The organism is Legionella sp. PC997 (assembly GCF_014109825.1).
GTDB lineage: Bacteria > Pseudomonadota > Gammaproteobacteria > Legionellales > Legionellaceae > Legionella.
The window spans coordinates 1,168,568-1,192,906 of record NZ_CP059576.1; the positions used below are offsets into that span (position 1 = coordinate 1,168,568).

Consider the following 24,339-nt stretch of genomic DNA (forward strand, 5'->3'; position numbering starts at 1 on the left):
GGGTTAACAAATCCCGGGTTCCGCTTCGCTGCACCCAGACTATAAATTATGGAGAATAATAGTGAATTTTACGAATCAAATCGCATTGATAACCGGTGGTGCTTCGGGCATGGGGAAAGCAAGCGTTCAATACCTGCGAAAGCGAGGAATGCGAGTTGTGGCATGGGATAAACAAGTAGACGACCACAGCGAAGCTGATTTATTCATCAGTTGTGACGTGACCAGTGATGAATCTGTCGAGAAGTCAATGCAACAAACGGTGGAACAATTGGGAGTCCCAAGAGTTTGCGTTAATTGTGCAGGCATTGCTCCAGCAAAACGTATTGTAGGAAAAGATGGAGCTATGCCTTTAGCAGCTTTTAAACAAGTTATCGATGTAAATTTAATTGGTACGTTCAATGTGATGAGGATTGCAGCTCATGCTATGAGCAGTTTAGAACTGGAGAGTAGTTCACAGGAGCGCGGAGTCATTATTAACACGGCTTCTATTGCCGCATTTGAAGGACAAATTGGCCAAGCCGCATACAGTGCCTCAAAGGGTGGAGTTGTTGCAATGACACTTCCAGCTGCACGTGAATTAGCTCAGTTTGCTATACGGGTAAATACTATTGCCCCTGGATTAATTGCTACTCCTATGCTGTTGAATATGCCGCAAGAAGTACAAGACAATTTGATTGCGACTATGACTTTTCCCAAACGGTTTGGGAAACCGGATGAATTTGCTTCATTAGTAGCGCATATCATTGAAAATGGGATGATAAATGGTGAAGTGATTCGTTTGGATGGAGCACTTCGTATGCGATAAGTTCTTTATTTACTGTGGAGATCCCGCACCACCTGCGGGATGGCGTATCTTTAGCTATTGTCGCCAGGATGGAGGAAATCCAAGAAGCTATTTTTTTCTTTTTAACTTAAAATTTTAAAATCCCTTTTTATATGAGAAGTCTAAAGTTGTTTCTAAGGAGGGCGTTACCGTAGTAGCCCCCTCAAACATTTTTAAATTTCTTTTCTTACTCGGCTTAGATTCTAAATCATCTATGGGAGTAAGAATCATTTCATCATCCTCATCATTCGCTTCAGACAATTTATCGACGTAATAAGGGTTAATTTCTTGAGTATCGACCAAAACGACCTGTTTCGGTGGCGTGCCTTGAAGTCCTTGTTCCCAACCCATCACAAGTTTTTGTTTGTCCGCTTTAACCAGTCCATCATGTTCACCTAAATCAACCCAACGATGTCCCGAACTATCCACAATCAAATCGGCTTTATAAGCAGCTATCTCGGTATAAATTCCTTCCTCAGCTAATTTTAATTGGAGTTCTTCAATAAATTTTCTCGCTCCTCCAAGATGGCATGCGAGGAACGTAATTCGTTTGACGGCGCTTAAAGAACAATCTTCCACTAAACGTTCTACCAGCATCTCTACATCACAACCTGAAAATTCTTGTTCTCCTTGGGCACTATGACCAATTAAGCATAAACGGGATTGAGAGGTGAGTTGACTCAGATCAGGATAACTTTCAAGTCGAGAAGAGTAAAATAATTGATTTTCTTCTTTAAAAAGCTCTCCTAATAAGTTTTTATAATTCTCCTTTATTGCTTTATCTTGGGTTTCGTGATCCGAGAAAAATTCCATTACTACGGAAGAATCATATTTTTTTGAAAACAATTTCATATTAATACAAATTAAAAACTTTATCCTATTATACATATTTTTGATTTTATTGTGTAAAAATAATTCTATTTATGTAGGTTGTTTCTGGGAACGAGGTTTGTTGGAGGTTTTTCTGGGTTCAGCTTTTGCTCTCACCCAGAAGGAATGCATTGTATTATTCTAAGCTTCTTGATGATGCGAATTTTCTTTTGTTGACTCGATGTTACCTTGGGAAGTATAGACACTAATCGCGTTTGTTTGATTTCCTGACAGTGTATTGACAATTTCTTGACGGACATAAAGATTGTTCGCTATGACTTGTCCATTTACTGCATTTAATTCGCGACAACGTGTAAGAAGTTCGGCTAGCGTGGTATTTAACTGATTGATCTCATTTACCTCTTCAGTACTGCAATCGTGAAGAAACTCAGTTAAAGCCTGATTCATCGTTTGATTGGGATTGGTGTGATTAAGAAGCTGCATCCGTTGTTTGGCACTTTCTTCTAGCTTGTTGGATAATTCTTGTTTTTTATTTGCAAACTCCTCAAGGCGGTTAAACTCTCGAGATACTAATATTTCTTTTTCGTCAACTAACAAAGAATTGAGCATTTCTATCCAGTTTATTTCTTGTGCCAAACAGCTACTCAATACTTTTTTCTTATCATCCATAATAGCCCTTAGAATTTAAGCAGGTTCTACATTTAACATGTTCATGGCAATTTTGTCACTATCGATCTGATAATTTCCAAGAGCGATTTCAGTTTTAAAATATAAAACTCGAGCAGCATTGATTTCAGATACTTCCTTAATAGAGTTTTTTATTGCATCTAATTGTTTGGAGGTGTCACTTATACTAACAAATGAAGAAGGGTCTTCAATCAAACTTTTAATTTGTTCTTGATGTTTTGTTTTTAATCGATTGTCTGCCTCTGGAGTTTTCACAGGAGCTGCATCACTGATTTGATTAAACATAATTTATCCTCAAGCAAGTTTGACTTCTAAATGTATCGGCCGTTTTTTTAAAATCTTTAGTAAATTTTACTTAGTTGTTGATTTTTTTAGATAATAACATTCACTTTTTTTGCATCTGTAATTTGAGCTTCAATAATTTTTTTGGAAGAAAGATTACGCACTTTAATGGTTTCACCTAATGAACCATCTTCCATAGCCACACCATCCATACTTATCATTAAATTATTATCATTGACTACAATAGAAACACGTTCTCCTTTATTAATCAATTTTGCTGCCTCAACATTATGAGGATTCAGCGGGCTATTCGGTGAAATATTTTGTTTGCAGATTTGTCCTACTAATAAATCCTTTTCAGTGAAATAGCCTTTGTTCAATCGTTGCACATCCATTTCTGTTTGGTAAATGTCATCTATAGTAAGTCGATTCCCTTTTATCAGGGCACGTTTTGCGACATAGATTCTTTTTAATACAGTTATTTTAACGGGAACATATAAGGACCAGTGATTATCATTTTCTTGACATTTAATACCCATAGTATTTGTGCTTAAGATGGGAGTTTGATAGGGGTTAAAGACAACCAATTGATTTTCGGCACATGCTTTGAGATTTAAACGGGAATCAATTTTATCTGCTGTGACTCGAATTGTTCCTTCTTTATATGATGAAAGTTCATTCCGTATATGTTGTTCTATTTTATTCGTCAGTATATCAGGCGACTGTATTGCATCAGCATTTAATCCAGTGCTTGCAAAAAATAGTAAAACACTTAGTATGCACTTGTTCACAAATAATCCCTCTTTGAGTAACTTGCGGTATGTTGCAAATATTGTGCCAAATTTTTGGAGAATACTACATAATGATTCGTTTCAATATTTACGTAATGATTTTACTAATATTTCAACTCCCTGCTTATGCAAATACTCATCATCCACAAGAGTTTTTGCAATCGATTAATGGTACCAAAAATGAAGGGGAACAAATCTATCATCATTTTTGTGCAAATTGTCATGCTAGTAAACCATTAATTCCCCTAGGTGCACCAAGAATTGGCGAAGAAGCAGATTGGAAACTGCGTTTAAAACAAGGGATGAGCGTCCTTTTTAAGCATACGGATGAGGGGTTCAACGCAATGCCTGCACGAGGTGGATGCTTTGAATGTACTGACAAACAGTTAATGAAAGCTATTCGATTTATATTACCAAAGCAATCAAAAAAATAGTCATTTAACAATCTTTAAGCTCATAAAAAAAACACTGTGTAAAAAATATTTATAAAAAACACTAAACCTATTTTTAAATCTCCCGATAAATAAGAAAAAAAGAGGGAGAAATAAAGTGAAAAAATATCTAGTGTTGGTGCCAGTGTGTGCTTTAGCAACATCCTGTGTTTCCATGGATAGGTCAGTCCCTGTAGTTGACGATGCTGGTTACACTCATTATACGATGAGTATGCAATCAGACCATAAGGGCTCAAATTACTTTCCTATGAAAAGACCAGCAACAGGAAAAAAAGTCATTGTATTTGACCCTAAAGCCACAGCATGGGCAGCTTATGACAAAGAAGGTAACAGGGTAAATACCGGAAGTGCTTCTGGGGGTAAGGATTTCTGCGAGGATGCAGGTAAACCCTGTCGTACTGTGACTGGGACATTCAGTGTTTATTCTAAAAAAGGTGAAGACTGTACTTCCAGTATTTATCCATTAGAAACAAATGGCGGGGCAAGAATGCCATACTGTATGCATTTCCATGGAGGATATTCAATTCATGCAGCGTACGAAGTACCTAACTACAACGCAAGCCATGGTTGCATCCGTGTTTTACCCAGTGCTGCAAAATGGTTAAACCAAGATTTTGCTGATATTGGTACAACAGTGATTGTTAAGCCCTACTAATCAACGGGATAATCTCCACTACTGCCCTGCGTTAAGCAGGGCTTTTTCATTTATATTTTTCAATTCTTTTGTTATAAATTCATTCATTTTTGCTGACTAATAACTTGATAATAAGAGAATCGCAATTTACTATCGTGTTTTTTGAACCTGGATGCATGCCCTTATGATTCTTTGTATTGATGTTGGAAATTCTCATATCTACGGCGGTGTTTTTGCTGGAGAAGAGATAAAGCTTCGTTTTCGTCATACTTCTACAGTAAGTACCTCTGATGAATTAGGCATCTTTTTGAAAAGTGTTTTAAGAGAAAATAATTGTTCTCCGGAGGCAATTAAACAAATTGGCATTTGTTCTGTAGTTCCTCAAATTGATTATTCATTGCGTTCAGCGTGTGTTAAATATTTTTCTATAGATCCTTTTTTATTGCAGGCGGGAGTTAAAACGGGCCTTAATATCAAATATCGTAATCCTATAGAAGTGGGAGCCGACCGAATTGCCAATGCAATTGCCGCAACGCATAGCCATCCAAACCAAAATGTGATTGTTATTGATTTTGGCACTGCCACTACTTTTTGTGTTATTAGTGCTCAAAAAGCTTATATGGGCGGTGCGATTCTGCCTGGGGTGAGACTTTCCGTTGATGCTTTATCAAAAAATACAGCTAAATTACCCGCTGTAGAAATCATTAAAACTGAAAATTCAGTGGGACGTTCGACTATAGAAAGTATTCAATCTGGTGTTTATTATGGTGCAATTGGCGCTTGCCGCGAATTGATCCAACGCCTAAATCAGGAGGCTTTTGGTGCAGAAAAAGCATTGGTATTAGCAACAGGTGGTTTTGCTTCTTTATTTGAAAAACAAGGTTTGTATGATCATTTAGTTCCTGACTTGGTCCTGCAAGGGATAAGATTAGCAGCCTTGATGAATTAATAAATTTATTATGATTTTATTATCAAACTTTCTGGTTTCGCTTTTGTAAAGTTCTGAGATTCGAGATCAAAAAACTTATAATACGAACTTATAACAATACGGCTTGTAACCTAAACTCATTTCGAATCACTTCTAAGTTAAATCGCATGTTTGTGGTCTCTTTTTTAAGAAATCCTTCCTAATTTTCTGCGTAATTAAATAATACCAGGAAGACAGTCATGACGTTTTAAATTCAATAGATGTTTATAATTTATCTATATAAATCAAATTTTAATCATTCGTTGCCTAATCCATAAATAAATTAGTTAAAAAGAGGTTTTTTATCTTGACGCATGGAGAAATGTGTTTCTATAGTGTAGAAAAGTGGGGTAAAATAATAAAAAAGTGGAGAATTGTGGAAGGAGAAAAACTTCCACATAAAAAAAACAATGTTTCGTGGAATAAATGCCATCACTATTGATACTAAAGGGCGCTTAGCAATCCCAACGCGTTATCGATCTGCGCTGGGTGCTGAAGAAAAAATCCCTTTAGTGGTGACTATCGATACGGAAGAAACATGTTTATTGCTCTATACCGCGGCTCAATGGCAGATAATTGAAGATAATTTGCAGAAACTGCCCAGTTTTAATGCTGCAGCCCGAAGAATACAACGGTTATTGATTGGACATGCGACAGATGTCGAATTAGATGCGAATGGACGGGTACTTTTGCCCACAGTTTTAAGAAATTATGCACAGTTGGAAAAAGATGTAGTGATGATAGGTCAAGGAAATAAATTTGAAGTATGGAATAAGGATATCTGGGAAGCCCGACGTGAACAATGGTTGGCTGAGGAAAGTTCCGGTACTAGCGGATTACCCGATGAAATGAAAACGTTTTCTTTGTAATGGAAACAAAAATGGCAATGCATCAATCTGTATTACTTCATGAATCCATAGATGGCTTGGCAATTAAAAGCGGAGGCATCTATTTTGACGGTACTTTTGGCCGTGGAGGTCATAGTCGAGAAATTTTGCGTCATTTAAACGAACAAGGTCGTTTATATGCCATAGATAAAGATTTAGAAGCAATTGCATATGCCTCCGAACATTTTGGCCAAGATAAGCGTTTTCATATATTTCAAGGTTCCTTTGCAAAAATTGAAGCGTTTGCTAGCGAGGCTGGGGTGTTGGGAAAAGTAGATGGTATTTTGCTGGATTTAGGGGTGTCTTCACCACAATTGGATAATCCAGAAAGAGGTTTTAGTTTTATGCAGCAAGGACCATTGGATATGCGTATGGATTTATCTCAACCAATGAGTGCAGCACGATTTGTTAATGAAGCCGAAGCAGAGGAAATGGCTTCAGTTTTCAGATTATATGGTGAAGAACGTTTTGCAGGTCGTATTGCCAAGGCAATTGTTGCTGCCAGAAATGTAGCTCCTATTAACACAACTTTGCAATTGGCCGAAATTGTAAAAGAAGCAAATCCCAAATGGGAAAAACACAAACATCCAGCAACACGAGTGTTCCAAGCGATAAGAATTTATATAAATCAAGAGTTAAATGATTTAAAGAGCTGTCTAGAACAATGTCTAAATGTTCTAGCTCCTAAAGGCAGGTTGGCAGTGATTAGTTTTCACTCCCTGGAGGATCGCATAGTAAAACAATTTATGCGTGATAAAGAAGAAGGAGACAAGCCCCCCCCTGAGGTGCCCATTCGTTATGAAGCATTAAAAACTAATTTTAAAAGAATAGGTAAGGCGATTATGCCAAAAGAAGTTGAAGTTAAAGAGAATGTTAGATCTCGAAGTGCTGTACTTAGAATAGGGGAGAAATTAGCATGAACGCTGCAGCGAAAGTAATCAATCAAGGTACCTTATTTAATGGTCAACTAGCTGATATGCATATGTCAAAATCATTATACATGCTGATTATATTATTAGTTGCTGTGTTAGTGAGTGCTTTGGCTGTTGTATACAGTACCAATTCTTACCGAGTGACTTTAAGTAAAGTAGAACAACAAGAACAGTTAACACACTATTTACAGCTGCAATGGGGGCAATTACTCTTAGAACAAGCAAGTCTAGCTACACCAGCGCGAGTTGAAGAATTAGCTACTGGAAAATTACAAATGGTTTTACCAACATCCACAAATACGTATTGGTTACAAGCACAGCAGTAGAAGTTTTGGTTTTAAACGAGTACCATTGCCATTTAGTTTTAGTGTAACGTAGCCTGGGTGTAGCAAGGTGGTAACCTGGGAGTTTTTGTGAATCAAACCCAGGTTATGGCATAGCCTTCATCCTGGCTACAGATGGATAGTATCCATGAAAAACTCAACTCATTTAAACAGACTGATTGTAGTATCTACCTTTTTTTCTTTGATTTTACTCATTTTGATTTGGCGGATGGTGGATCTCACTGTGTTGCATCGCCAATTTCTCCAAGGACAAGGTAATGCCCGAAGTTTGCGTGTTGTAGATATTCCTGCACATCGAGGGATGATCATGGATAGGAATGGTACCCCTTTAGCAATCAGTACCCCTGTAGAATCAGTATGGGTAAATCCAAAGGAGTTTTCACCTGACAAAGAACAATTTATGTCTCTAGCTGAATATTTGAGTTTGACGCCTCAGCAATTAAGTAGAAAAATAGTAGATGCAGAGAAAAAAGAATTGGAATTTCTTTACTTACAAAGACAATTACCTCCTCCCTTGGCTAAAAAAATAAAAACGCTAAAAATCCCAGGTGTTAATTTTCAAAAAGAATTCAAACGTTATTATCCTGATTCGGATAGTATTTCCCAGTTAATTGGATTTACCAATGTCGATGATCAAGGTTTGGAAGGAATTGAGCTTGCTTATCAAGATTGGTTAAAGGGTGTTGTTGGTAAAAAAAGAGTAATTAAAGACCGTTTAGGCCGAATTATTGAAGAATTGGGTGTCATAAAACAGCCACGACCCGGACGGGATATGGCTTTGAGTATTGATAGGCGTTTACAATATTTAGCATACAGTGAATTAAATAAAACCGTCGAAGAATTTGCTGCAAAATCGGGTTCTGTGGTCGTAGTTGATACAGAAAATGGTGAAATTCTGGCTATGGCTAACGTCCCCTCCTATAATCCGAATTCGCGAGGGCATTACGATAAAGATACCTATAGAAATAGGGCAGTTACGGATACCTTTGAACCCGGTTCTGTTATTAAAACGTTTAGTATCGCCAGTGCCTTAGAAACGGGTTTATTTACACCGTCTACGATTATAGATACAAATCCGAGTTGGATGAGTGTTCAAGGGCGTACAGTTCGCGATATTCATAATTATGGGGTCCTCGATGTAACGGGTGTATTGCAACACTCAAGTAACGTAGGGGTTACGAAGATGGTTTTAGCAAGTCCTCCAGAACAATTGATTGGATTACTGCAACGCTGTGGTTTTGGACAACGAACTGAAAGTACTTATCCTGGAGAGAGTGAGGGAGGAATTGTTAGTGTTAAAGATGCAAAACCTTTTGTATTAGCTACATTAAGCTTTGGTTATGGATTGTCAGTTACAGCATTGCAATTAGCTAAAGCAAACATGGTTTTTGCAAATCAAGGTAAGTTGATTCCAGTCACGTTACTCCATAATGATCCACCAACTCCAGGCGTGCAGGTAATGAAACCTGAAACAGCGCAACAAGTATTGTCTATGATGGAAGCAGTTTTAGGAAAAGATGGTACGGGAAAAGCAGCAAGGGTACCCGGTTATCGGGTAGCAGGTAAAACCGGTACCGCAAGAGTAGCAGGAAAGGATGGTTATAAAGACCGAAAATATACTGCGAGTTTTATAGGTATTGCACCGGTATCAAAACCTAAGTTTGTTGTAGTGGTAATCATTCATGAACCTTCCCGTAAAGGTTATTATGCTGCAGCAGTTGCCGCTCCCTTGTTTGCTAAAGTGATGTCGGGAGCCTTGCGTTTGTTTAATATACCTACTGATGAGTTGGTAGGTTAAATTCGACTTTAACCGGTCTTTGTAAATAACAGTTTAGCTGAAGCGTAGCGGAAACCGGAATGTTGTATGCCTAGCCTAGGTTTTGCTACGTTTGCACCCTGGCTATTTTTTAGAACTACTAGGAACCTGGTGATGAAACTTTCACATTTATTAAAACCTTGGATGCATCACATAAAATCAGATTGTATTGTTACCGGTCTGGAAAATGACAGCCGTCGCATTAAACCAGGAGACCTGTTTATAGCTTATGCGGGTGCAGCAGCGGATGGCCGGTTTTTTATAAACAAAGCCGTTTCTGCTGGGGCTGTTGCAATTGCTTATGATCCCTCTCATTTTCCCAAGGATGCTATATTACCCCAATCAGTTCCTTGTATTCCTGTTCCAGAGTTAGCGACCCAGCTGGCCGCAATTGCCAAACAGTTTTATGATAGTCCTGGCAGTTCTTTAAATATAACCGGTGTAACTGGTACCAACGGCAAAACTACAATTGCATATCAATTAGCTCAAGCCCATCATTTATTAGGACAAGAAGCAGCTTATATTGGTACGATTGGACAAGGAAATGTTGATAAACTTCAATTATTGGATAATACCACCCCTGATTCCCTGTGTTTACAGAAGTTATTACATCAGTATAAGAATCAAGGTATCAGACAAGTGTGTATGGAGGTATCTTCACATGCCCTTGCGCAACATCGAGTTGATGCTATTGAATTTAAGCAAGCTATATTCACCAATCTAACACTGGATCACCTAGATTATCATTTAACTATGGAAAATTATGCGGCCGCAAAAGCAATGTTGTTTGCCCGAGAATCATTGGATTGTGCGATCATTAACCAAGATGATACTTATCAAAGAATCATGGCAGCAGCAGTTAAGCCTCATGCAAAGAAATTAACCTATGGAATACACCAGAATTGTGATGTAAAAGTCGTAGATTGGTCTATGGATATAAAGGGCACCGAAATAGAAGTGCACTCACCATGGGGACAACATCTATTAAGAATAAAAGCTCTTGGACAATTTAATATTTATAATAGCCTGGCTATATTTAGTAGTTTATTGGCTTCTGATTATCACCCTAGTAAGGTTGTAGATGTGATGACACAATTAAAGGCAGCTCCTGGACGAATGGAAATTATTTCCCATGCACCCTATGTGCTGGTTGATTATGCCCATACCCCCGACGCTTTGGAAAATGCGCTACTCACGTTAAATCAATTGAAAAAAGGGCGTTTGTGGGTGGTATTTGGTTGTGGTGGTGACCGAGATAAAAGTAAGAGACCGGTAATGGGCGGGGTTGCAAGTAAGCTTGCTGATCAAATCATAATTACTAGTGATAATCCACGTACTGAAGATCCACAAATCATTGTTAATGAGATAGCACAAGGTATTACAAAATCCTCCAATGTCATTAAACTGGTTGATCGTGAAGAAGCAATTGCTTATGCATTAAACGAGGCCGATGAAAATGATGTAATTTTAATTGCAGGCAAGGGGCATGAGGCCTATCAACAGATTGGTTCGGTAAAACATGCTTTTTCCGATCAAGATGTGGTAAAAAAATTGATTCAGAAATAATTTTTTATAAATTTATAAAGATGAGTTTGCGAAAGGGAATTTTTAGTATTTTATAGCCTGGGGTGAAACGCAAATCCGGAGACTAATCCTACTTGCTACTGGTGTAGAATTTCCAGATTCCCCTGCGCTTCGCCAGGCTACACATTTTACTAATGAGCTTTATGTATATATTGTTTGAACTTCATAGGTGACATTTCTTCATAGTCTTTTATTGCTACTGCAAAAAGATCTGGATCATTTGTTTCGTAGAGGCATACTATTTCATCACCTTGACCTGACTCTGGAATCCCTGGAGCAGTCAAATCTGCTAAAATGTCATTAGTGATTTCTATAGTTTCTTCTTCAGATTTTGCTTCTACAGGCCCAATAGCAAATCCCCAGCTCGAAGAAGTATTGTAATGGTTGACTGAATAACCAATATAATAATTATAAGCCAGTTGCGAAGCCATTGTAATTCCTACCGATTGAATATCACTCAATTTAGGGCAGACAGGTTCTTCGGCAAAAGCAGATCCGGTGAGTACTAAGGCAACTGCAGCTGAGGTTAAAGTAACTCTTAAAGACATAGTATTTACTCCTTGTTAAATCTAATTATTCCAAATCAATTCAAATTTCTGTGAACTCTGAATATCAAATTTCTATTTATTTATGCGCTTTTAGTAAGTACTGTTTTAATTTCATTGGGCTGATTGCGTAATCTCTTACCGCAACAGAATAAACATAGGGATTGCCTGTGTCATATAAACAAACTAATGTGTCATTATCCAGTTCTAAAGGAAATCCAGGAGTAGCCATGTTATTTAAAATTTCATTTGAAACATCTAAAGCATCATCTTCTGTATCTGCTTGTACGGGTCCAATAGCAAAGCCCCAAGTAGCTGAGTTGAATTGACCGATAGAGAAACCAATGAAATAGTTAGTACCGATCTGTTGAACTTCTGAGAGTCCTTCAGCTTGAAGATCATTCAGATTGGGACAGGCGTTATTTGCGAAAGCAGAACCAGCAAGAACGAACGCTGCTGCTAAGGTTGATAATTTTACTCCTAAAGACATAACACATACTCCTTTGTTTTTTTAAAAATCCGAAAAAGAGTACCATTTGATCTCCTAATTTACAATGGACACGTTTGGATTTAATAATGGACATCAAGGAATCAATTTGAACATTAATTGATTTGATTTTTATATATCAAGTAATAATTTGGTTTTATAATCCAAAATTGAGTCAGCAAAGTATTGAGAAAAATCATGGCGTGTTTGGTGATTGGTACGTACGTTTAAGAATGTACTATTTTTGTCCGCAGCTTGTTTTAAGGCTAATGTTTCGTTAAGAGGGTTGTAAATTTTTAAAATCGTGTCATACCATGGTTTGTCTTTTTTAAAGCTTAAAATTTGAGGCAAAGAAGGGACTGCAAATTGTGGTAGAGTTAACCCCGCGATGTGGTGCAAAGCCGAACTAACCATTGCAACTGCAGCATATTTCGCCTCCAGGCTATGGCCTGCAATATGGGGTGTACAGATAGTCGATTTATCGATAATTCGTTTGTCAATCTTCGGTTCATTAAGGTATACATCAGTGCAATAAATAAATGGTTTTGTAGAATGGAGAAGTTCTTCCTCATTAACAATTCCGCCTCGTGCCGCATTAATAATAACGCAACCTGATTTTAATTGATTGAGAAAATTCTGATTAATTAAATTAGTACTAGGATAGGGATGAGTATTATGTAATTCGGCGTGGATACATAGCAGATCCACTTGGTACAATTCCTCCAAACTGCAACTTTGAAAAGCATCGGGTTCACGTTCTGCTTTGAGAGGGTCATAAGTGATGGTTTTAAAATCGGCTGCTTGTAAACGTGCGGCGACTTTGGTTCCCACTTTCCCAAGTCCAATAATGCCTGCTTTATCCCCATGCATAAGATGCTGTTGTTCCAACAAAGCAAGACAGGCTACCACATAATCAGCAACCGCTTGCGCATTAGAGCCTTTTGCATCAATTATTTTGATATTTTGAGAATCTAACCAAATGTGATCCAGGTGATCAGTACCACTACTGGCAGTAGCAACATATTGTAAACAATGATTTTTTAATAAAGATTGATTGACTTTGAGAGTAGAACGACACAGGAGAACATCTTGTCCGGGAAGTAACTTAGTTATTTCATCGTGGTGATGATATTTCGTTAAGTTGAACGGATTAGGGAAAGCCTGGTCCAATCCAGGAAGTGAGGCATCAGCAAGAACATTCATAGTGATATTTTTTCCACATCAAAATAGGCACTAAAATTTTGTGTTGAACGATCAAAACGTCACCATTCATATTTTAAAAATGGAGCTTAGTGCAATAAGCCCTAGATTGATTAACGGGTTCAGTATCATGCCCAGAACCCCTGTGAATACTAAAATAAGTAAAATAAAAAAACCATAGGGTTCTATTTTTTCGTAGGCCATAGCTTGTTTAGGGGGTAAAAGGCTACTGACTACTCGACTTCCATCTAGAGGGGGAATTGGGAGTAAATTTAATGCGGCCAAAATTAAATTAATAAATATACCTGCTTGAGCTGTCGCGTAAAGAAAAAGCACCGCCATGGAAGTATTAGGATTTAAGATGAGCGCGATTTTATCACAGGCAGCCCATATAAATGCCATAATAATATTTGCAAAGGGTCCAGCAAGGGTTACCAAAATCATATCACGTCGGGGGTGTCGAAATTGGTTCCAGTTAATAGGGACAGGTTTTGCATAGCCAATGACAAAATTAAATTGAGTTAAAACACCAACTAATAAAGGAATGAGGACAGTACCAATCGGATCAATATGACGTAGAGGATTTAAACTTAATCGGCCAAACATTTTGGCGGTGGTATCGCCGCAACGATATGCAACGTAGGCATGCGCTGCTTCATGTAAGGTGATGGCAAATAATATGGGGATGGCCCAAATACATATTTTTTGAATTAAAGTAAATTCTATCATTAAAAAACTGACCCGTAATCAATGTATTCCGATTCTATCGAATAGTGGCTTCTAATAACAAGTAAAAAGGAGCTAAAGTATCCTATCCTCACAAGGTCTCTCATTTTTAAAACTATTTTTTATTTTTATCATATGCAAAATCAACTTCAAGCTATTGATTAAATTGCAGTCACTAAGTTGATTGCTTGATCTATGCGTGATACTATTCTGGCCGAAAATTAACTAGTCTAGGAGACAAAATGCCAATATTAAAAAAATTAGAGCCGGAACTTGTTAAGGCATTGGGCATAGTAAAAAATTTTGAAGAACAATACGAAACATTGCGTGTTAAGGGCAAAGATGAGTCGCTTAGAGATAATAAAGACGCTATTAAATACGTTGATGACGTAATTAAAAGATATAAATTAATCAAAGCCACATCTCCTTGCTCTTTAGACTTAAAAGAACAAAGAGAATCTTATCTTAAGTTATTGAAGAAACATGCCGCTGAAGTCACCGTGCTCTCCTTCTCTAAGCCAGAAGAGGTGGCTTCTCGACTTAAAGAACTAGATTTTGCTCCCGAAACAATTGACTCAATGATTAAAGGTATGGAACAAGCGGGAACTAATGAGGATACATGCATAGCAATTTTGGTATCAATAATCACAAGTGAAATTACACTCGGAAGCTGCGGAAGAAATGAACATGGGCATCCTAGTCGTAGTTATCATTTCTAATTTAGGCTTTAGGAATCCGTTATGTTAGTGATGAAGGATTGTGCTATTGAGCCAGGGGATATTTTATTTGTAGTCTCAAATAGCGGTAAACCTTGGGTGCGCTTAAAACAGGCGGCCCAATCACTAACTACGGCGGGCAATAAACATGGACATAAAGAAGTAGTTACGGTTTTTGTTTGTACCGGTAAAAATAAATATGGAGTCATCTGTCATAATTATGAACGACAGCTTACCGTATCAACAGCAGAATTCATTAAAAATCTTAAAGAATGCACTATAGAAGAACTGACCTCATTACTTCTAAATTACTGCCATAAAGAGTTCAATGAACTTCAAATAAAGAAAGTCCTAAAACATGGTGCTCAATGGATGAAGCGATTAGCTGCTTCAATGACTGGAAATGAGGATTCAGAGGAATTAATTGAGCGATTTCTTACTGCAACAAAAGAGCGAAAAGCAAAACTAATTCAATTACTCGTTACCTTCTGGCGGGCTTCAGGAGAAGCTGAAGTTCTTCCCGCGGTTCATTCAAGCCTATTGGTGTTTAAACATACGGATAGTAATCAAAGAGAGAAATTTCTTAAAGCCTATCTACAGCAAGTTGAAGTGACTGCACAATTACGTAAACAAGGAAAAAGTCGAACCAGTTTTTGGGCTGTGATTAAATCTCTTTTTCAATGGTCAAATCAGCAGGATAAAAAAGACAGAGACAGAATTGCTCCGTCTGATGCAACATTTTGTTCAAAGAACGTGATGCAAGTTTTAAATCAAGTGGACCCTAATCTTGTAAACAGAGGAAGATATGTTCTTCCTAAAACCCTGGAGGCAGGTCTTCGTGAAGCAACACAAAGTAAAAAACAATCAGCAGTAAATCAGGAACAGTTTGACGATTTTGAAGCGATGATTACAGCGCAAGAGCAACTTCTTCCTCCCTTTAGACTGCAAATTTTACCTGCAACTGGCACAGAGTTAATGAGTACATTATTAGCAGTGGTTGATAATGAAATTGAGCGTATAGAAAATAAACCCTGGGGTAATGAAGAGGATAGAAAAAAAGCAACTGAGTTGAAACAATATCTTTTACCTTTTCGAGCCTCAAAATATCAAAAGTATCCCATAAATTTGCAGGTTGATACTGCTTTAAAGCTTATAGCAACCTTATTACCCATCCTAAAGAGGAAAACAGGTTGGTTGGGCGAGTGGTTTCCCGCCACTTCCTACGCCAATGTGAGGGCATTTGCCCGTACCCAAGGAATTTTTGATGGAGACATTCGTCACACTTTGGAAAAGTTAGAGAGCGATGCTTCAATTAAAGGGGGTATGCAAGAGAATGAGGTTGATGATCTTGAACAAACCTCTACGCTTGATCTACAAGGGGAGGTGCAAGACGAAGAGATTGATAATGATCTTGAACCAACCCCTACGGGTCAAATTTATATTCTTTCTGATTGGTCATTTTCGAGTTGGTCAACGAATAAACGTAAGCTGATTTTAGAGCATATGCTTGAATTGCTTGCTGATGGACATCAATTATATACCTGGGAAAATGGACAACTAATCCAAAAGAATAAACAGTCTCTAAAAAATGCCATCAATGGAAATGATTTTAATGATTTGCTGGCTTCCAAATTAAAACCCGCAAATCAGGGTACAATACTTGCGCAAGCTCAATATCAACACTTCGATACAACAAAAATTCATTTTCTTGATTATAAAGTCTGTCGAGAGTTAGCAGATGATCGGGAATCTTTTGAGACACATCTAGATCAGGTTGCTGCAATATTTTCACCAAAACTTGATGTGTATAATTTAAATCAAACCAAAGAAACAATTATCGATGTAGAGCTTGCAAATTCTGCATATGATCAAAAAGTACGATTAGAAATGCAGATCTTAAAAAAAGAAATCGCTACTCGAAACGCAATAAAACAAAAAACATACCAAAGTGGTATTGATACCCGGGCTTTCGTGTCCCAATCCTCCTATAGAGCACCTATATTTAAACCTGTTGATTTACTGACTAAAACCCCATCCCCCAAATACTACCGAAATGAAGTATATTCTGAGCTGGTAATTCATAAAGATCCCTCATCTCCATTCCAATATTTTGAGTTAGTGGGAATGAATGCCACCGAAAATTTGGTAAATATTAAATATGAGTTTCATCCTGAAGGAATAACAGACAAGCTAATTAATAAAAGAAAAAAAGAATCAAAACTAATTTTATTTGAAGGCCAGAAAAAATTAAGTTTGACAGAAAATTGGCAGGCCTTGCCCTCTTTACATCCAGGCGAGATCTTATTGGATATCGCAATTAAAGGATTAAAAAAAGACGATGTTGAAATAAAGTACTCTAAGGAAAATCGGTTGCATTATATTCGCTTACTTAAACCCACGGCTGAGCCGCAAGAAGTTCTTACAAATTTATTGCTTCGCATGCCCAAGCAGTATCGAGTAAATCCTATTTTTAATACGCTATCAAACTTATCTTCTGAGCATCAACAGATTCATCGCTTACTTATGAAATATCTTAAGTTTGGTAGAGATCAGGGAAAACTACGTAATGCCATTGGCGTCACGGTACATAATGGTAATGAATATCTAGAGGAAGCAAGAAAATTAGGTGTGGCAAGTTGCCGGTTGAGAGCTATTGCTTTTAAGGAAGAAATGCAACGTTTATATCCCGAGATTCCTGTATGTATTGACGCTAATCCTGATCATTGTTTTATTGAGATGGAGATTGATGGTCAATGGGAGAGATATTGCCTGGGAGGGTATAGAGACACTCCCAGTTTAGTGGACTCAGCTATGGAGGATACTTTTGCCTCGCTACACTTTAATCCTAAACCACAATCTTTCTTTACCCCAAAAACGAAGCGGCAACCACAAATTGTGGATGACGAGATGTTTATTAACAATTTTGCTTAGTAAGAATAGCTTAGGTTAATATTTTCAATGAAGTAAAAGTGTCAACAACCAAGAGAAGGATATCTAATAAAGTGGGGTATAATGAGTAACCTATTCGATGCGCATTTACATATTATTGATTTTCGTTTTCCTTTAGTTGCAAATCAATCGTATTTACCTAATGAGTTTACAGTTGATGATTATCTCAATATGGCAAAACCATTGCGCATTATTGGTGGAGCAGTGGTTTCAGGATCATTTCAAGCATTTGATCAAACGTATTTGATAAATGCTTTAAACGCATTGGGCCCAAACTTTGTTGGAGTAACTCAATTACCTGCCACAGTAAGTGATAAAAAAATCATTGAATTGAATTCTCAAGGTATACGAGGTATTCGGTTTAATCTGAAACGAGGTGGTTCAGAACAATTAATCCATTTAAGTGCAATGGCACACCGAGTATATGAGATCGCCAAATGGCATGTAGAGTTGTATGTTGATCCTTCGGAATATATTGAGTTAGCCGATTTATTGCTGAGCTTACCTGCTGTGAGCATAGACCATCTGGGGTTATCTAAAAATGGGCTTTCAATATTGTTCAATCTCGTTGAACACGGAGTAAAGGTCAAGGCATCAGGATTTGGCAGGGTTGATTTTGATGTAGCAAAGGCACTCAAAACAATCGCCTCAATTAATCCCGATGCTTTAATGTTCGGAACAGATCTTCCTTCAACACGCGCGCTATACCCTTTCAAAAAAGAAGACATTACTCTTATTAGGGATAGTTTTGATCCGTGGATGGCAAACAAAATTCTATTGACGAATGCAGTTAATTTTTATCGTTTACAGCTTAAATATTAAAATATTCCTGGGTTACGTTGCCCCTTCACCCAGGTTCTATTTGTAGCATTCTTAACTCTTTTAACCTAAATTAAAGTTCGTCTTTATTAAGATTTATTGAATGGTTACAATGGTTAAAAATTTTTAGGTTATAGGGACATGCCATTATTAGATAGAATTTTGGGAAAACCTCTTTCTTTAAGATCCAAGAAAAAACAAGCATTGTCTATAGCAACTGGAGTTCCTGCGCTTGGATTAGACTCCTTATCTTCAACGGCTTATGGCCCAGAGGCTATGCTCACTGCATTATTACCCGCAGGGCTCATAGGATTACATTATTTTTTTACCCTAAGTTTATTAGTCGTTTTTGTTCTTATGTTTTTGTATTCTTCCTATTTACAAACCGCCGCAGCGTATCCAGAAAAAGGGGGGGCATATGTAGTTGCAAGCGATAATTTGGGAAAGAAATATGGTTTAGGTGCAGCAATTTCATTAATATTGGATTATCTATTGAACGTAACCGTAGGAATCTCAGCTGGAGTAGCGGCTATAGTATCAGCTATTCCTTCATTACATCCTTACACACTTACTTTATGTCTTGTTATTTTACTGATGATTACCCTATTTAATTTGCGAGGTATTCGGGAAACAGGAACGCTTTTTTTGATCCCTGTCGTTATTTTTATCTTAAGCCTTTTCACAGCTTTGGCCATTGGTTTAGGAGATGTCTGGATTAGTGGAGCACAACCTCAGCCTCTACATCACCTAGAAAAATTACAAACGAGCTCTAATGAAACAATATCGTTTTGGATGTTATTAACTGCTTTTGCTTATGGATTGACTGCAATGACGGGGGTAGAAGCCGTGAGTAATGCAGTATCTTTATTTCGCAAACCCACAGTTCGAAATGCACAATGGACATTGACTATTATTGTAGGTGCCCTTGCTCTATTTTTAATACTCATTGGTTATCTTTGTCCCGCATATCATATTTTAGCGATGAATCAGAATAAGCCAGGCTATCAAACTATACTGTCCCAAATAGTTGAAGCAACCACTGGGAAAGGTGTTTTTTATTATATTTCCATTACTAGTATTTTTTTTGTCCTTGCCTATTCGGCACAAACTAGTTTCTCGGGTTTCCCTAGAATCTGTCGTTTACTAGCTGAAGATAATTATTTACCTCATTTTTTTGCTGAACGTGGACGACGCTTGGTCTTCTCAGCTGGAATAATTATCTTGGCCCTTTTTTCTGCCGTCATCCTGATTGTTTTTAAAGGAATCACGAATAATTTGATTCCTTTATTTGCTGTGGGTTCGTTTAGTGCCTTTCTCTTTTCTCAAGTCGGCATGGTCGTATATTGGTTTCGTAAGGAAAACCGACATGTTCGATATAAATTAATAATCAATGCAGTGGGCGCAGTGGTAACTGGAATTGCACTTGTTCTTATTATTATTACAAAATTTATTGAAGGAGCCTGGATAATCGTTATTCTTGCACCTACATTAGCATTTTTAATGCATCGTATTAAACATCATTACGAACGAATTGCTCAGGAAATTGAAAATCCCATACAAATTGACCCTTTGAAACTGACACCCCCGATAGTCATTATTCCAATACATGGTTTGGATTTGATTGCCGAAAAGGCAGTTCAATTTGGAATGCTTCTTTCTGATGATATAACGGCCGTTTTTATTGATGCAGGATATGGAGGTGTTGAGGGTTTGCAGGAACTTTGGCATGAAAAAATTGAAATACCCGCCAAAAAAGCAGGTAAAGAAATTCCTAGACTGGAAATTATTAAATCCCCCTATCGTCGTATTTATAGACCTTTATTAAATTTTGTAAGTAAAGTGAGAAAAGAGAAGAAAAATCGCCTCGTTGCTCTTATTATACCTGAGTTAGTAGAACCAAAATGGTATGAGTATTTGTTACACAACATTCATGCTCCAGGTCTACGCGCTTTGCTTTTTTTAGAAAGAGACCCCCATACGATTGTTATTACCATTCCATGGTATTTACGTGAGAACTAAAGAGAAGGACTTAATTGATGACACAATTTGAAAAGTTGTTTAATTTTATGAAAAAACCTTGGGTTATTATTTTTTATGCAATTTTGGTTTTTTTAGCCTATTATTTTGTAGATCGGTCTGTGGCAACTTATTTCCACCAATTGGATTTAGAAACCAAGTTACCCATTTTGGGGATACTTACTGCCTTAGGCAAATGGATTGCTTATATTGTTTTGTTTTTTGTTGCAGGATTATATTTTCGATACATACAAGTTAATCCTGTTTATGAACAACGATCGTGGTATTTGCTCGGTTGTGTACTTTTAGCTAATTTAGTTTGTTTGATTTTGAAAGTTGTGTTGAGCCGTGCTCGTCCTGAATTGTTGTTTGCAAGTAATGAATTTGGCTTTTATTGGTTTCAACTGAGTTCCAAGTACTGGTCTTTTCCTTCAGGGCATACCACAACAGTCATCAGTTTGGCTGCAGGGTTTGGAGCACTTTTTCCTCGATATTTTTATAGTTTACTTGTTATTGCCCTATTAGTTGCTGCATCAAGAATCTTATTATGCTTTCATTATTTGAGTGATGTGATGAGTGCATTTTATATTAGCTTATTAGTTGTTGGTTTTTTTACTGAATATGTTAAACGGAAGAATTGGTTCAAGAAAATCGCTGGTACTGTGCAATAACTAGGTCAGGGAGTTTACCAGAGTAACAGTATCGATTTATTGCCAATCTAGGGAGGATTTATGATTGAATTAAAAACTCTGGTTACTATCTATGCGAGTTACGACGAGGAAAAAAAATGTTATACCAGCGAGTTGAATCAAGAAGCGCTTTTAAGGCTGGATGCAGATTTCATTAAATTAATTAATCAATTGTTGCTTAAAGACGGTCCAGATAAAGATAGAATTAAAAAAAATTATAAGAGGTTATCTTTAAATTTTCATCCAGACCTTTTCGAGAAATTTTCTCCAGAAGCTAAATGGATTGAGAAAAATTTATCTGAAGCCCGCAATGATGGAGCTTGTTTTAAAACGTTAAGCCTGTGTTATGAAAAACTAACTTCACCTCAGGATTTTAAACCCATTAAATTTGATGAGATTAATAGTCGGGAAGATCTAAAAAAATGGATGGAAAACCTAAGAAATAGCTCTCGAACCTTTACTGAACGCCATTTTTATACAAGCCTATTAAGATTACTTGATGAATCAACGGGTTACTTAGACGAAGTTGGAAAAATAAAACCGAAGGGAATTCGCGCTTTAATTTCATTTCTTCCCATGGTTTTTATTAGTTTCGGTACTTTTGTTTTTGCCGAAGAATTATTTGCCGTTTATGCGCTTTATTTCGCTTTATTAAAAAGTGGGCAATACATTGAATCGAGTAATTCGAAAGAACTACAGAAACTTGGCAGCACCTTGCAAAAAATTACAATGGTTTCTGCGATCGCAACCACTACTTTATTGGTTCGTTTACTTGAAATGACGTTTTGGGCATCAAGACATTGTTATGATATGAGTCTTCAAATTGGTTCAACTATTTTAACGCCATTAATTTCTTCCTCTCCTGAAAAGTTTGATGACGGAACATCCGAGGAAAACTTATGCCGCGAATTAATTCTTGCAAGTCAAAATCCAAGTATTAGTGAAAATTTTAAAACTCCTCAATTAAAGATGATTGCGGCACCAATCGAATCATATCTTGGATTATTAGAACAGCAGTTTTTTAGAAACTGGCGTGCCGGAGGGGGAAAGTATCGTGCGTTAGACGCATTTTTATTAAGAATGCGTGTAATAGATAAAGATGATGAACTTAAAGTTGAAGAGAAAATTGATCAAGCTTTTGAGGCGTTAAAATTAGTGAAAAAGAATTCCAATGTGTATACTGAGGGAGGAAAAACCGCCTTAGCCGTTGATCGCGCTGAACGAGTAATAAATCTCCTAAAAGATGAGTCCGATATGCAACTTTCTTTATTAGGTAAATCTTAGTTTTTGGGAAAAAAAAGGGGGATATTGAAGCAAGATAACTTGTTTCATACTCAATTTAAGGCATTATATCTAGTGAAGATACCGGCGGTAAATCAGGCTAAATAAAAATAAACCCTTGAATTCGGCACGGTATCTCTGGCAAGATGCGTTTGTTTTGATTATCCAGTGAGGAATTATGAAAATTCTCGTGGCAGTGAAGCGTGTAATCGATCCCTATGTCAAAATTCGGGTCAAATCGGACCATTCCGGAGTTGAAACACAAAATATTAAGATGGCAATGAATCCGTTTGATGAAATTGCTGTAGAAGAAGCATTACGTTTACGCGAAAATAATTGGGCTACTGAAGTAATTGCTGTCAGCATTGGCGGAGAAAGTTCGCAAGAAACATTACGGCATGCTTTGGCATTAGGTGCTGATAGAGCAATTTTGATACAAACTGAAGAAGCATTAGAAAGTCTAAATATCGCTAAAATATTAAAAAAGATTATTGATGATGAAAAGCCAGATTTAGTATTAATGGGCAAACAAGCTATTGATGGAGATAATAATCAAACGCCACAAATGTTGGCTTCTATATTGAATTGGCCGCAAGCTACTTATGCTTCCAAAATAGATGCAACCCGAGATCATTTTCAAGTTACTCGTGAAATTGATGGAGGCCTTGAAACAATAAGTGTGAATTTGCCAGCGGTAATAAGTACTGATTTACGATTAAATGAGCCACGATACGCAAGTCTCCCCAATATTATGAAAGCCAAAAAGAAACCTTTGGATATCAGGCCACTTGATAGCCTGGGATTGGAACTAAAAAAACATATTGAGGTATTGCAGGTTACTGCTCCTCCCACCCGTAGTGGGGGAGTGAAGGTTGACTCAGTAACTGAATTATTGGATAAATTACAGCATGAAGCCAAAGTGCTTTGATAAGGGGGAGTGATGAGCACTTTAGTACTCGTTGAACATAATAATCAAACCGTACACCCATCTACTCGTAATGCTTTAGCTGCAGCATTGGAGTTAGATAATCAACCGACTTTACTGGTTGTAGGTCATCAATGCAAGGCGGTTGCAGAACAGGCTGCGACTCTTGCAGGAGCACATGCTGTTTGGTACATTGATAAACCTTGTTATGAACATCCTTTAGCAGAGCAAATAAGCGATTTGATCCTTTCTTTTGCGCATTCTTTTCAAGCATTCATCGCACCTGCGAGCACTTTTGGTAAAAACATTGCTCCACGTATTGCGGCGCGGTTAGATGTAGCTCAAGTGTCCGATGTCAGTAAAATTATTGATAAAGATACATTCGAACATCCAATATACGCGGGTAATGCAATTGAAACGGTACGAGTTCTTGATTCTATAAAAGTGTTAACCATTAGAGCAACAGCTTTTAATCCAATAACTGCAAGCCAGGCTAGTTGTTTAATCGAGCAAATTGACAAAGAGTTTATCGCAAAAGAGAGTCAATTTATTAAGCATGAATTAAGTAAGTCTGAACGACCTGATTTAGGAAGTGCTAAAATAGTTGTTTCTGGTGGAAGAGGATTGCAAAGTGCTGAGAAGTTTCAGTTGATCGAAGAGTTAGCTGATGTACTTGGTGCTGCTGTAGGGGCGTCCCGTGCTGCTGTGGATGCAGGGTTTGTTCCTAATGATTATCAAGTGGGGCAAACCGGAAGGATAGTTGCACCAATGCTTTATATTGCTGTGGGAATTTCTGGAGCAGTACAGCATTTGGCAGGGATGAAAGATTCCAAGATTATTGTTGCAATTAATAAGGATGAAGATGCCCCTATTTTTCAAATCGCCGACTATGGTTTGGTTGGTGATTTATTTGAGCTTGTGCCACAGTTAATCGCACAATTAAAAAACCGTTAGGG

25 protein-coding genes are annotated in these 24,339 nt (G+C 37.4%); 17 read left to right on the forward strand and 8 right to left on the reverse strand.

Annotation, left to right across the window (positions count from 1 at the left end):
* Nucleotides 1-61: 61 nt before the first annotated feature.
* A complete protein-coding gene (locus HBNCFIEN_RS04855; protein WP_182392951.1) occupies nt 62-805 on the forward strand; it encodes an SDR family NAD(P)-dependent oxidoreductase in 744 nt (247 codons plus the stop codon).
* 114 nt (nt 806-919) lie between these two features.
* Here HBNCFIEN_RS04855 and HBNCFIEN_RS04860 read toward each other — a convergent pair whose 3' ends face one another.
* From HBNCFIEN_RS04860 to flgA, 4 genes are all read right to left on the reverse strand, one after another.
* Nucleotides 920-1,675, reverse strand: a complete 756-nt coding sequence (locus tag HBNCFIEN_RS04860; RefSeq protein ID WP_182392952.1) for a C80 family cysteine peptidase — start codon at nt 1,673-1,675, stop codon at nt 920-922.
* Between the two features lie 159 nt (nt 1,676-1,834).
* Nucleotides 1,835-2,323, reverse strand: coding sequence for a flagella synthesis protein FlgN (locus HBNCFIEN_RS04865; protein ID WP_182392953.1), 489 nt, complete (start codon nt 2,321-2,323; stop codon nt 1,835-1,837).
* A 15-nt stretch (nt 2,324-2,338) separates the two neighbouring features.
* The gene (gene flgM, locus HBNCFIEN_RS04870; RefSeq protein ID WP_182392954.1) at nt 2,339-2,626 is read right to left on the reverse strand and encodes a flagellar biosynthesis anti-sigma factor FlgM; all 288 of its coding nucleotides are present in this window, start codon (nt 2,624-2,626) and stop codon (nt 2,339-2,341) included.
* Nucleotides 2,627-2,712: 86 nt separating this feature from the next.
* Nucleotides 2,713-3,414 (reverse strand): flagellar basal body P-ring formation chaperone FlgA, encoded by a 702-nt coding sequence (gene flgA / locus HBNCFIEN_RS04875; protein ID WP_182392955.1) that lies wholly within the window; start codon nt 3,412-3,414, stop codon nt 2,713-2,715.
* Nucleotides 3,415-3,485: 71 nt separating this feature from the next.
* Here flgA and HBNCFIEN_RS04880 point away from each other — a divergent pair, with 71 nt between their 5' ends.
* From HBNCFIEN_RS04880 to HBNCFIEN_RS04915, 8 genes are all read left to right on the forward strand, one after another.
* The gene (locus HBNCFIEN_RS04880; protein ID WP_370530108.1) at nt 3,486-3,848 is read left to right on the forward strand and encodes a cytochrome c5 family protein; all 363 of its coding nucleotides are present in this window, start codon (nt 3,486-3,488) and stop codon (nt 3,846-3,848) included.
* Between the two features lie 115 nt (nt 3,849-3,963).
* On the forward strand, nt 3,964-4,521 hold the full coding sequence (locus tag HBNCFIEN_RS04885) for a L,D-transpeptidase (RefSeq protein ID WP_182392956.1): 558 nt from the start codon (nt 3,964-3,966) through the stop codon (nt 4,519-4,521).
* A 163-nt stretch (nt 4,522-4,684) separates the two neighbouring features.
* The gene (locus HBNCFIEN_RS04890; protein ID WP_182393613.1) at nt 4,685-5,449 is read left to right on the forward strand and encodes a type III pantothenate kinase; all 765 of its coding nucleotides are present in this window, start codon (nt 4,685-4,687) and stop codon (nt 5,447-5,449) included.
* A 428-nt stretch (nt 5,450-5,877) separates the two neighbouring features.
* Complete coding sequence (mraZ, locus tag HBNCFIEN_RS04895) at nt 5,878-6,336, forward strand: division/cell wall cluster transcriptional repressor MraZ (RefSeq protein ID WP_182392957.1); 459 nt, start codon at nt 5,878-5,880, stop codon at nt 6,334-6,336.
* Nucleotides 6,337-6,347: 11 nt separating this feature from the next.
* Nucleotides 6,348-7,274 carry a 16S rRNA (cytosine(1402)-N(4))-methyltransferase RsmH gene (gene rsmH, locus HBNCFIEN_RS04900; RefSeq protein WP_182392958.1) on the forward strand — a complete coding sequence of 309 codons (927 nt, stop codon included), beginning with the start codon at nt 6,348-6,350 and terminating at the stop codon, nt 7,272-7,274.
* The gene (gene ftsL, locus HBNCFIEN_RS04905; RefSeq protein WP_182392959.1) at nt 7,271-7,612 is read left to right on the forward strand and encodes a cell division protein FtsL; all 342 of its coding nucleotides are present in this window, start codon (nt 7,271-7,273) and stop codon (nt 7,610-7,612) included. The genes rsmH and ftsL overlap by 4 nt, the downstream gene beginning before the upstream one ends.
* 145 nt (nt 7,613-7,757) lie before the next feature.
* Nucleotides 7,758-9,428, forward strand: coding sequence for a penicillin-binding protein 2 (locus HBNCFIEN_RS04910; RefSeq protein ID WP_182392960.1), 1,671 nt, complete (start codon nt 7,758-7,760; stop codon nt 9,426-9,428).
* Nucleotides 9,429-9,560: 132 nt separating this feature from the next.
* Nucleotides 9,561-11,012 carry a UDP-N-acetylmuramoyl-L-alanyl-D-glutamate--2,6-diaminopimelate ligase gene (locus HBNCFIEN_RS04915; protein ID WP_182392961.1) on the forward strand — a complete coding sequence of 484 codons (1,452 nt, stop codon included), beginning with the start codon at nt 9,561-9,563 and terminating at the stop codon, nt 11,010-11,012.
* Nucleotides 11,013-11,161: 149 nt separating this feature from the next.
* Here the strand turns inward: HBNCFIEN_RS04915 and HBNCFIEN_RS04920 are convergent, their stop codons facing one another.
* The 4 genes from HBNCFIEN_RS04920 to HBNCFIEN_RS04935 form a co-directional block, all read right to left on the reverse strand.
* Nucleotides 11,162-11,578, reverse strand: a complete 417-nt coding sequence (locus HBNCFIEN_RS04920; RefSeq protein ID WP_182392962.1) for a DUF4949 domain-containing protein — start codon at nt 11,576-11,578, stop codon at nt 11,162-11,164.
* 76 nt (nt 11,579-11,654) lie between these two features.
* A complete protein-coding gene (locus HBNCFIEN_RS04925; protein ID WP_182392963.1) occupies nt 11,655-12,065 on the reverse strand; it encodes a DUF4949 domain-containing protein in 411 nt (136 codons plus the stop codon).
* Between the two features lie 129 nt (nt 12,066-12,194).
* Complete coding sequence (locus HBNCFIEN_RS04930) at nt 12,195-13,265, reverse strand: NAD(P)-dependent oxidoreductase (protein WP_182392964.1); 1,071 nt, start codon at nt 13,263-13,265, stop codon at nt 12,195-12,197.
* A gap of 66 nt (nt 13,266-13,331) precedes the next feature.
* A complete protein-coding gene (locus tag HBNCFIEN_RS04935) occupies nt 13,332-13,991 on the reverse strand; it encodes a site-2 protease family protein (protein ID WP_182392965.1) in 660 nt (219 codons plus the stop codon).
* Nucleotides 13,992-14,230: 239 nt separating this feature from the next.
* Between HBNCFIEN_RS04935 and HBNCFIEN_RS04940 the strand changes: the two genes are divergently transcribed.
* The 8 genes from HBNCFIEN_RS04940 (at nt 14,231) to HBNCFIEN_RS04975 (ending at nt 24,337) form a co-directional block, all read left to right on the forward strand.
* Nucleotides 14,231-14,707: a coiled coil protein gene (locus HBNCFIEN_RS04940; RefSeq protein ID WP_182392966.1), complete on the forward strand. Its 477-nt coding sequence runs from the start codon at nt 14,231-14,233 to the stop codon at nt 14,705-14,707.
* A gap of 21 nt (nt 14,708-14,728) precedes the next feature.
* Complete coding sequence (locus tag HBNCFIEN_RS04945; RefSeq protein ID WP_182392967.1) at nt 14,729-17,635, forward strand: hypothetical protein; 2,907 nt, start codon at nt 14,729-14,731, stop codon at nt 17,633-17,635.
* An 81-nt stretch (nt 17,636-17,716) separates the two neighbouring features.
* A complete protein-coding gene (locus HBNCFIEN_RS04950) occupies nt 17,717-18,475 on the forward strand; it encodes an amidohydrolase family protein (protein WP_182392968.1) in 759 nt (252 codons plus the stop codon).
* Nucleotides 18,476-18,613: 138 nt separating this feature from the next.
* A complete protein-coding gene (locus tag HBNCFIEN_RS04955) occupies nt 18,614-20,491 on the forward strand; it encodes an APC family permease (RefSeq protein WP_182392969.1) in 1,878 nt (625 codons plus the stop codon).
* A gap of 17 nt (nt 20,492-20,508) precedes the next feature.
* Nucleotides 20,509-21,159 carry a phosphatase PAP2 family protein gene (locus HBNCFIEN_RS04960; protein WP_182392970.1) on the forward strand — a complete coding sequence of 217 codons (651 nt, stop codon included), beginning with the start codon at nt 20,509-20,511 and terminating at the stop codon, nt 21,157-21,159.
* 60 nt (nt 21,160-21,219) lie between these two features.
* Nucleotides 21,220-22,461 (forward strand): J domain-containing protein, encoded by a 1,242-nt coding sequence (locus HBNCFIEN_RS04965; protein ID WP_182392971.1) that lies wholly within the window; start codon nt 21,220-21,222, stop codon nt 22,459-22,461.
* Nucleotides 22,462-22,636: 175 nt separating this feature from the next.
* Nucleotides 22,637-23,386: an electron transfer flavoprotein subunit beta/FixA family protein gene (locus HBNCFIEN_RS04970; RefSeq protein ID WP_182392972.1), complete on the forward strand. Its 750-nt coding sequence runs from the start codon at nt 22,637-22,639 to the stop codon at nt 23,384-23,386.
* 12 nt (nt 23,387-23,398) lie between these two features.
* Nucleotides 23,399-24,337, forward strand: coding sequence for an electron transfer flavoprotein subunit alpha/FixB family protein (locus HBNCFIEN_RS04975; protein WP_182392973.1), 939 nt, complete (start codon nt 23,399-23,401; stop codon nt 24,335-24,337).
* Nucleotides 24,338-24,339: the final 2 nt, after the last annotated feature.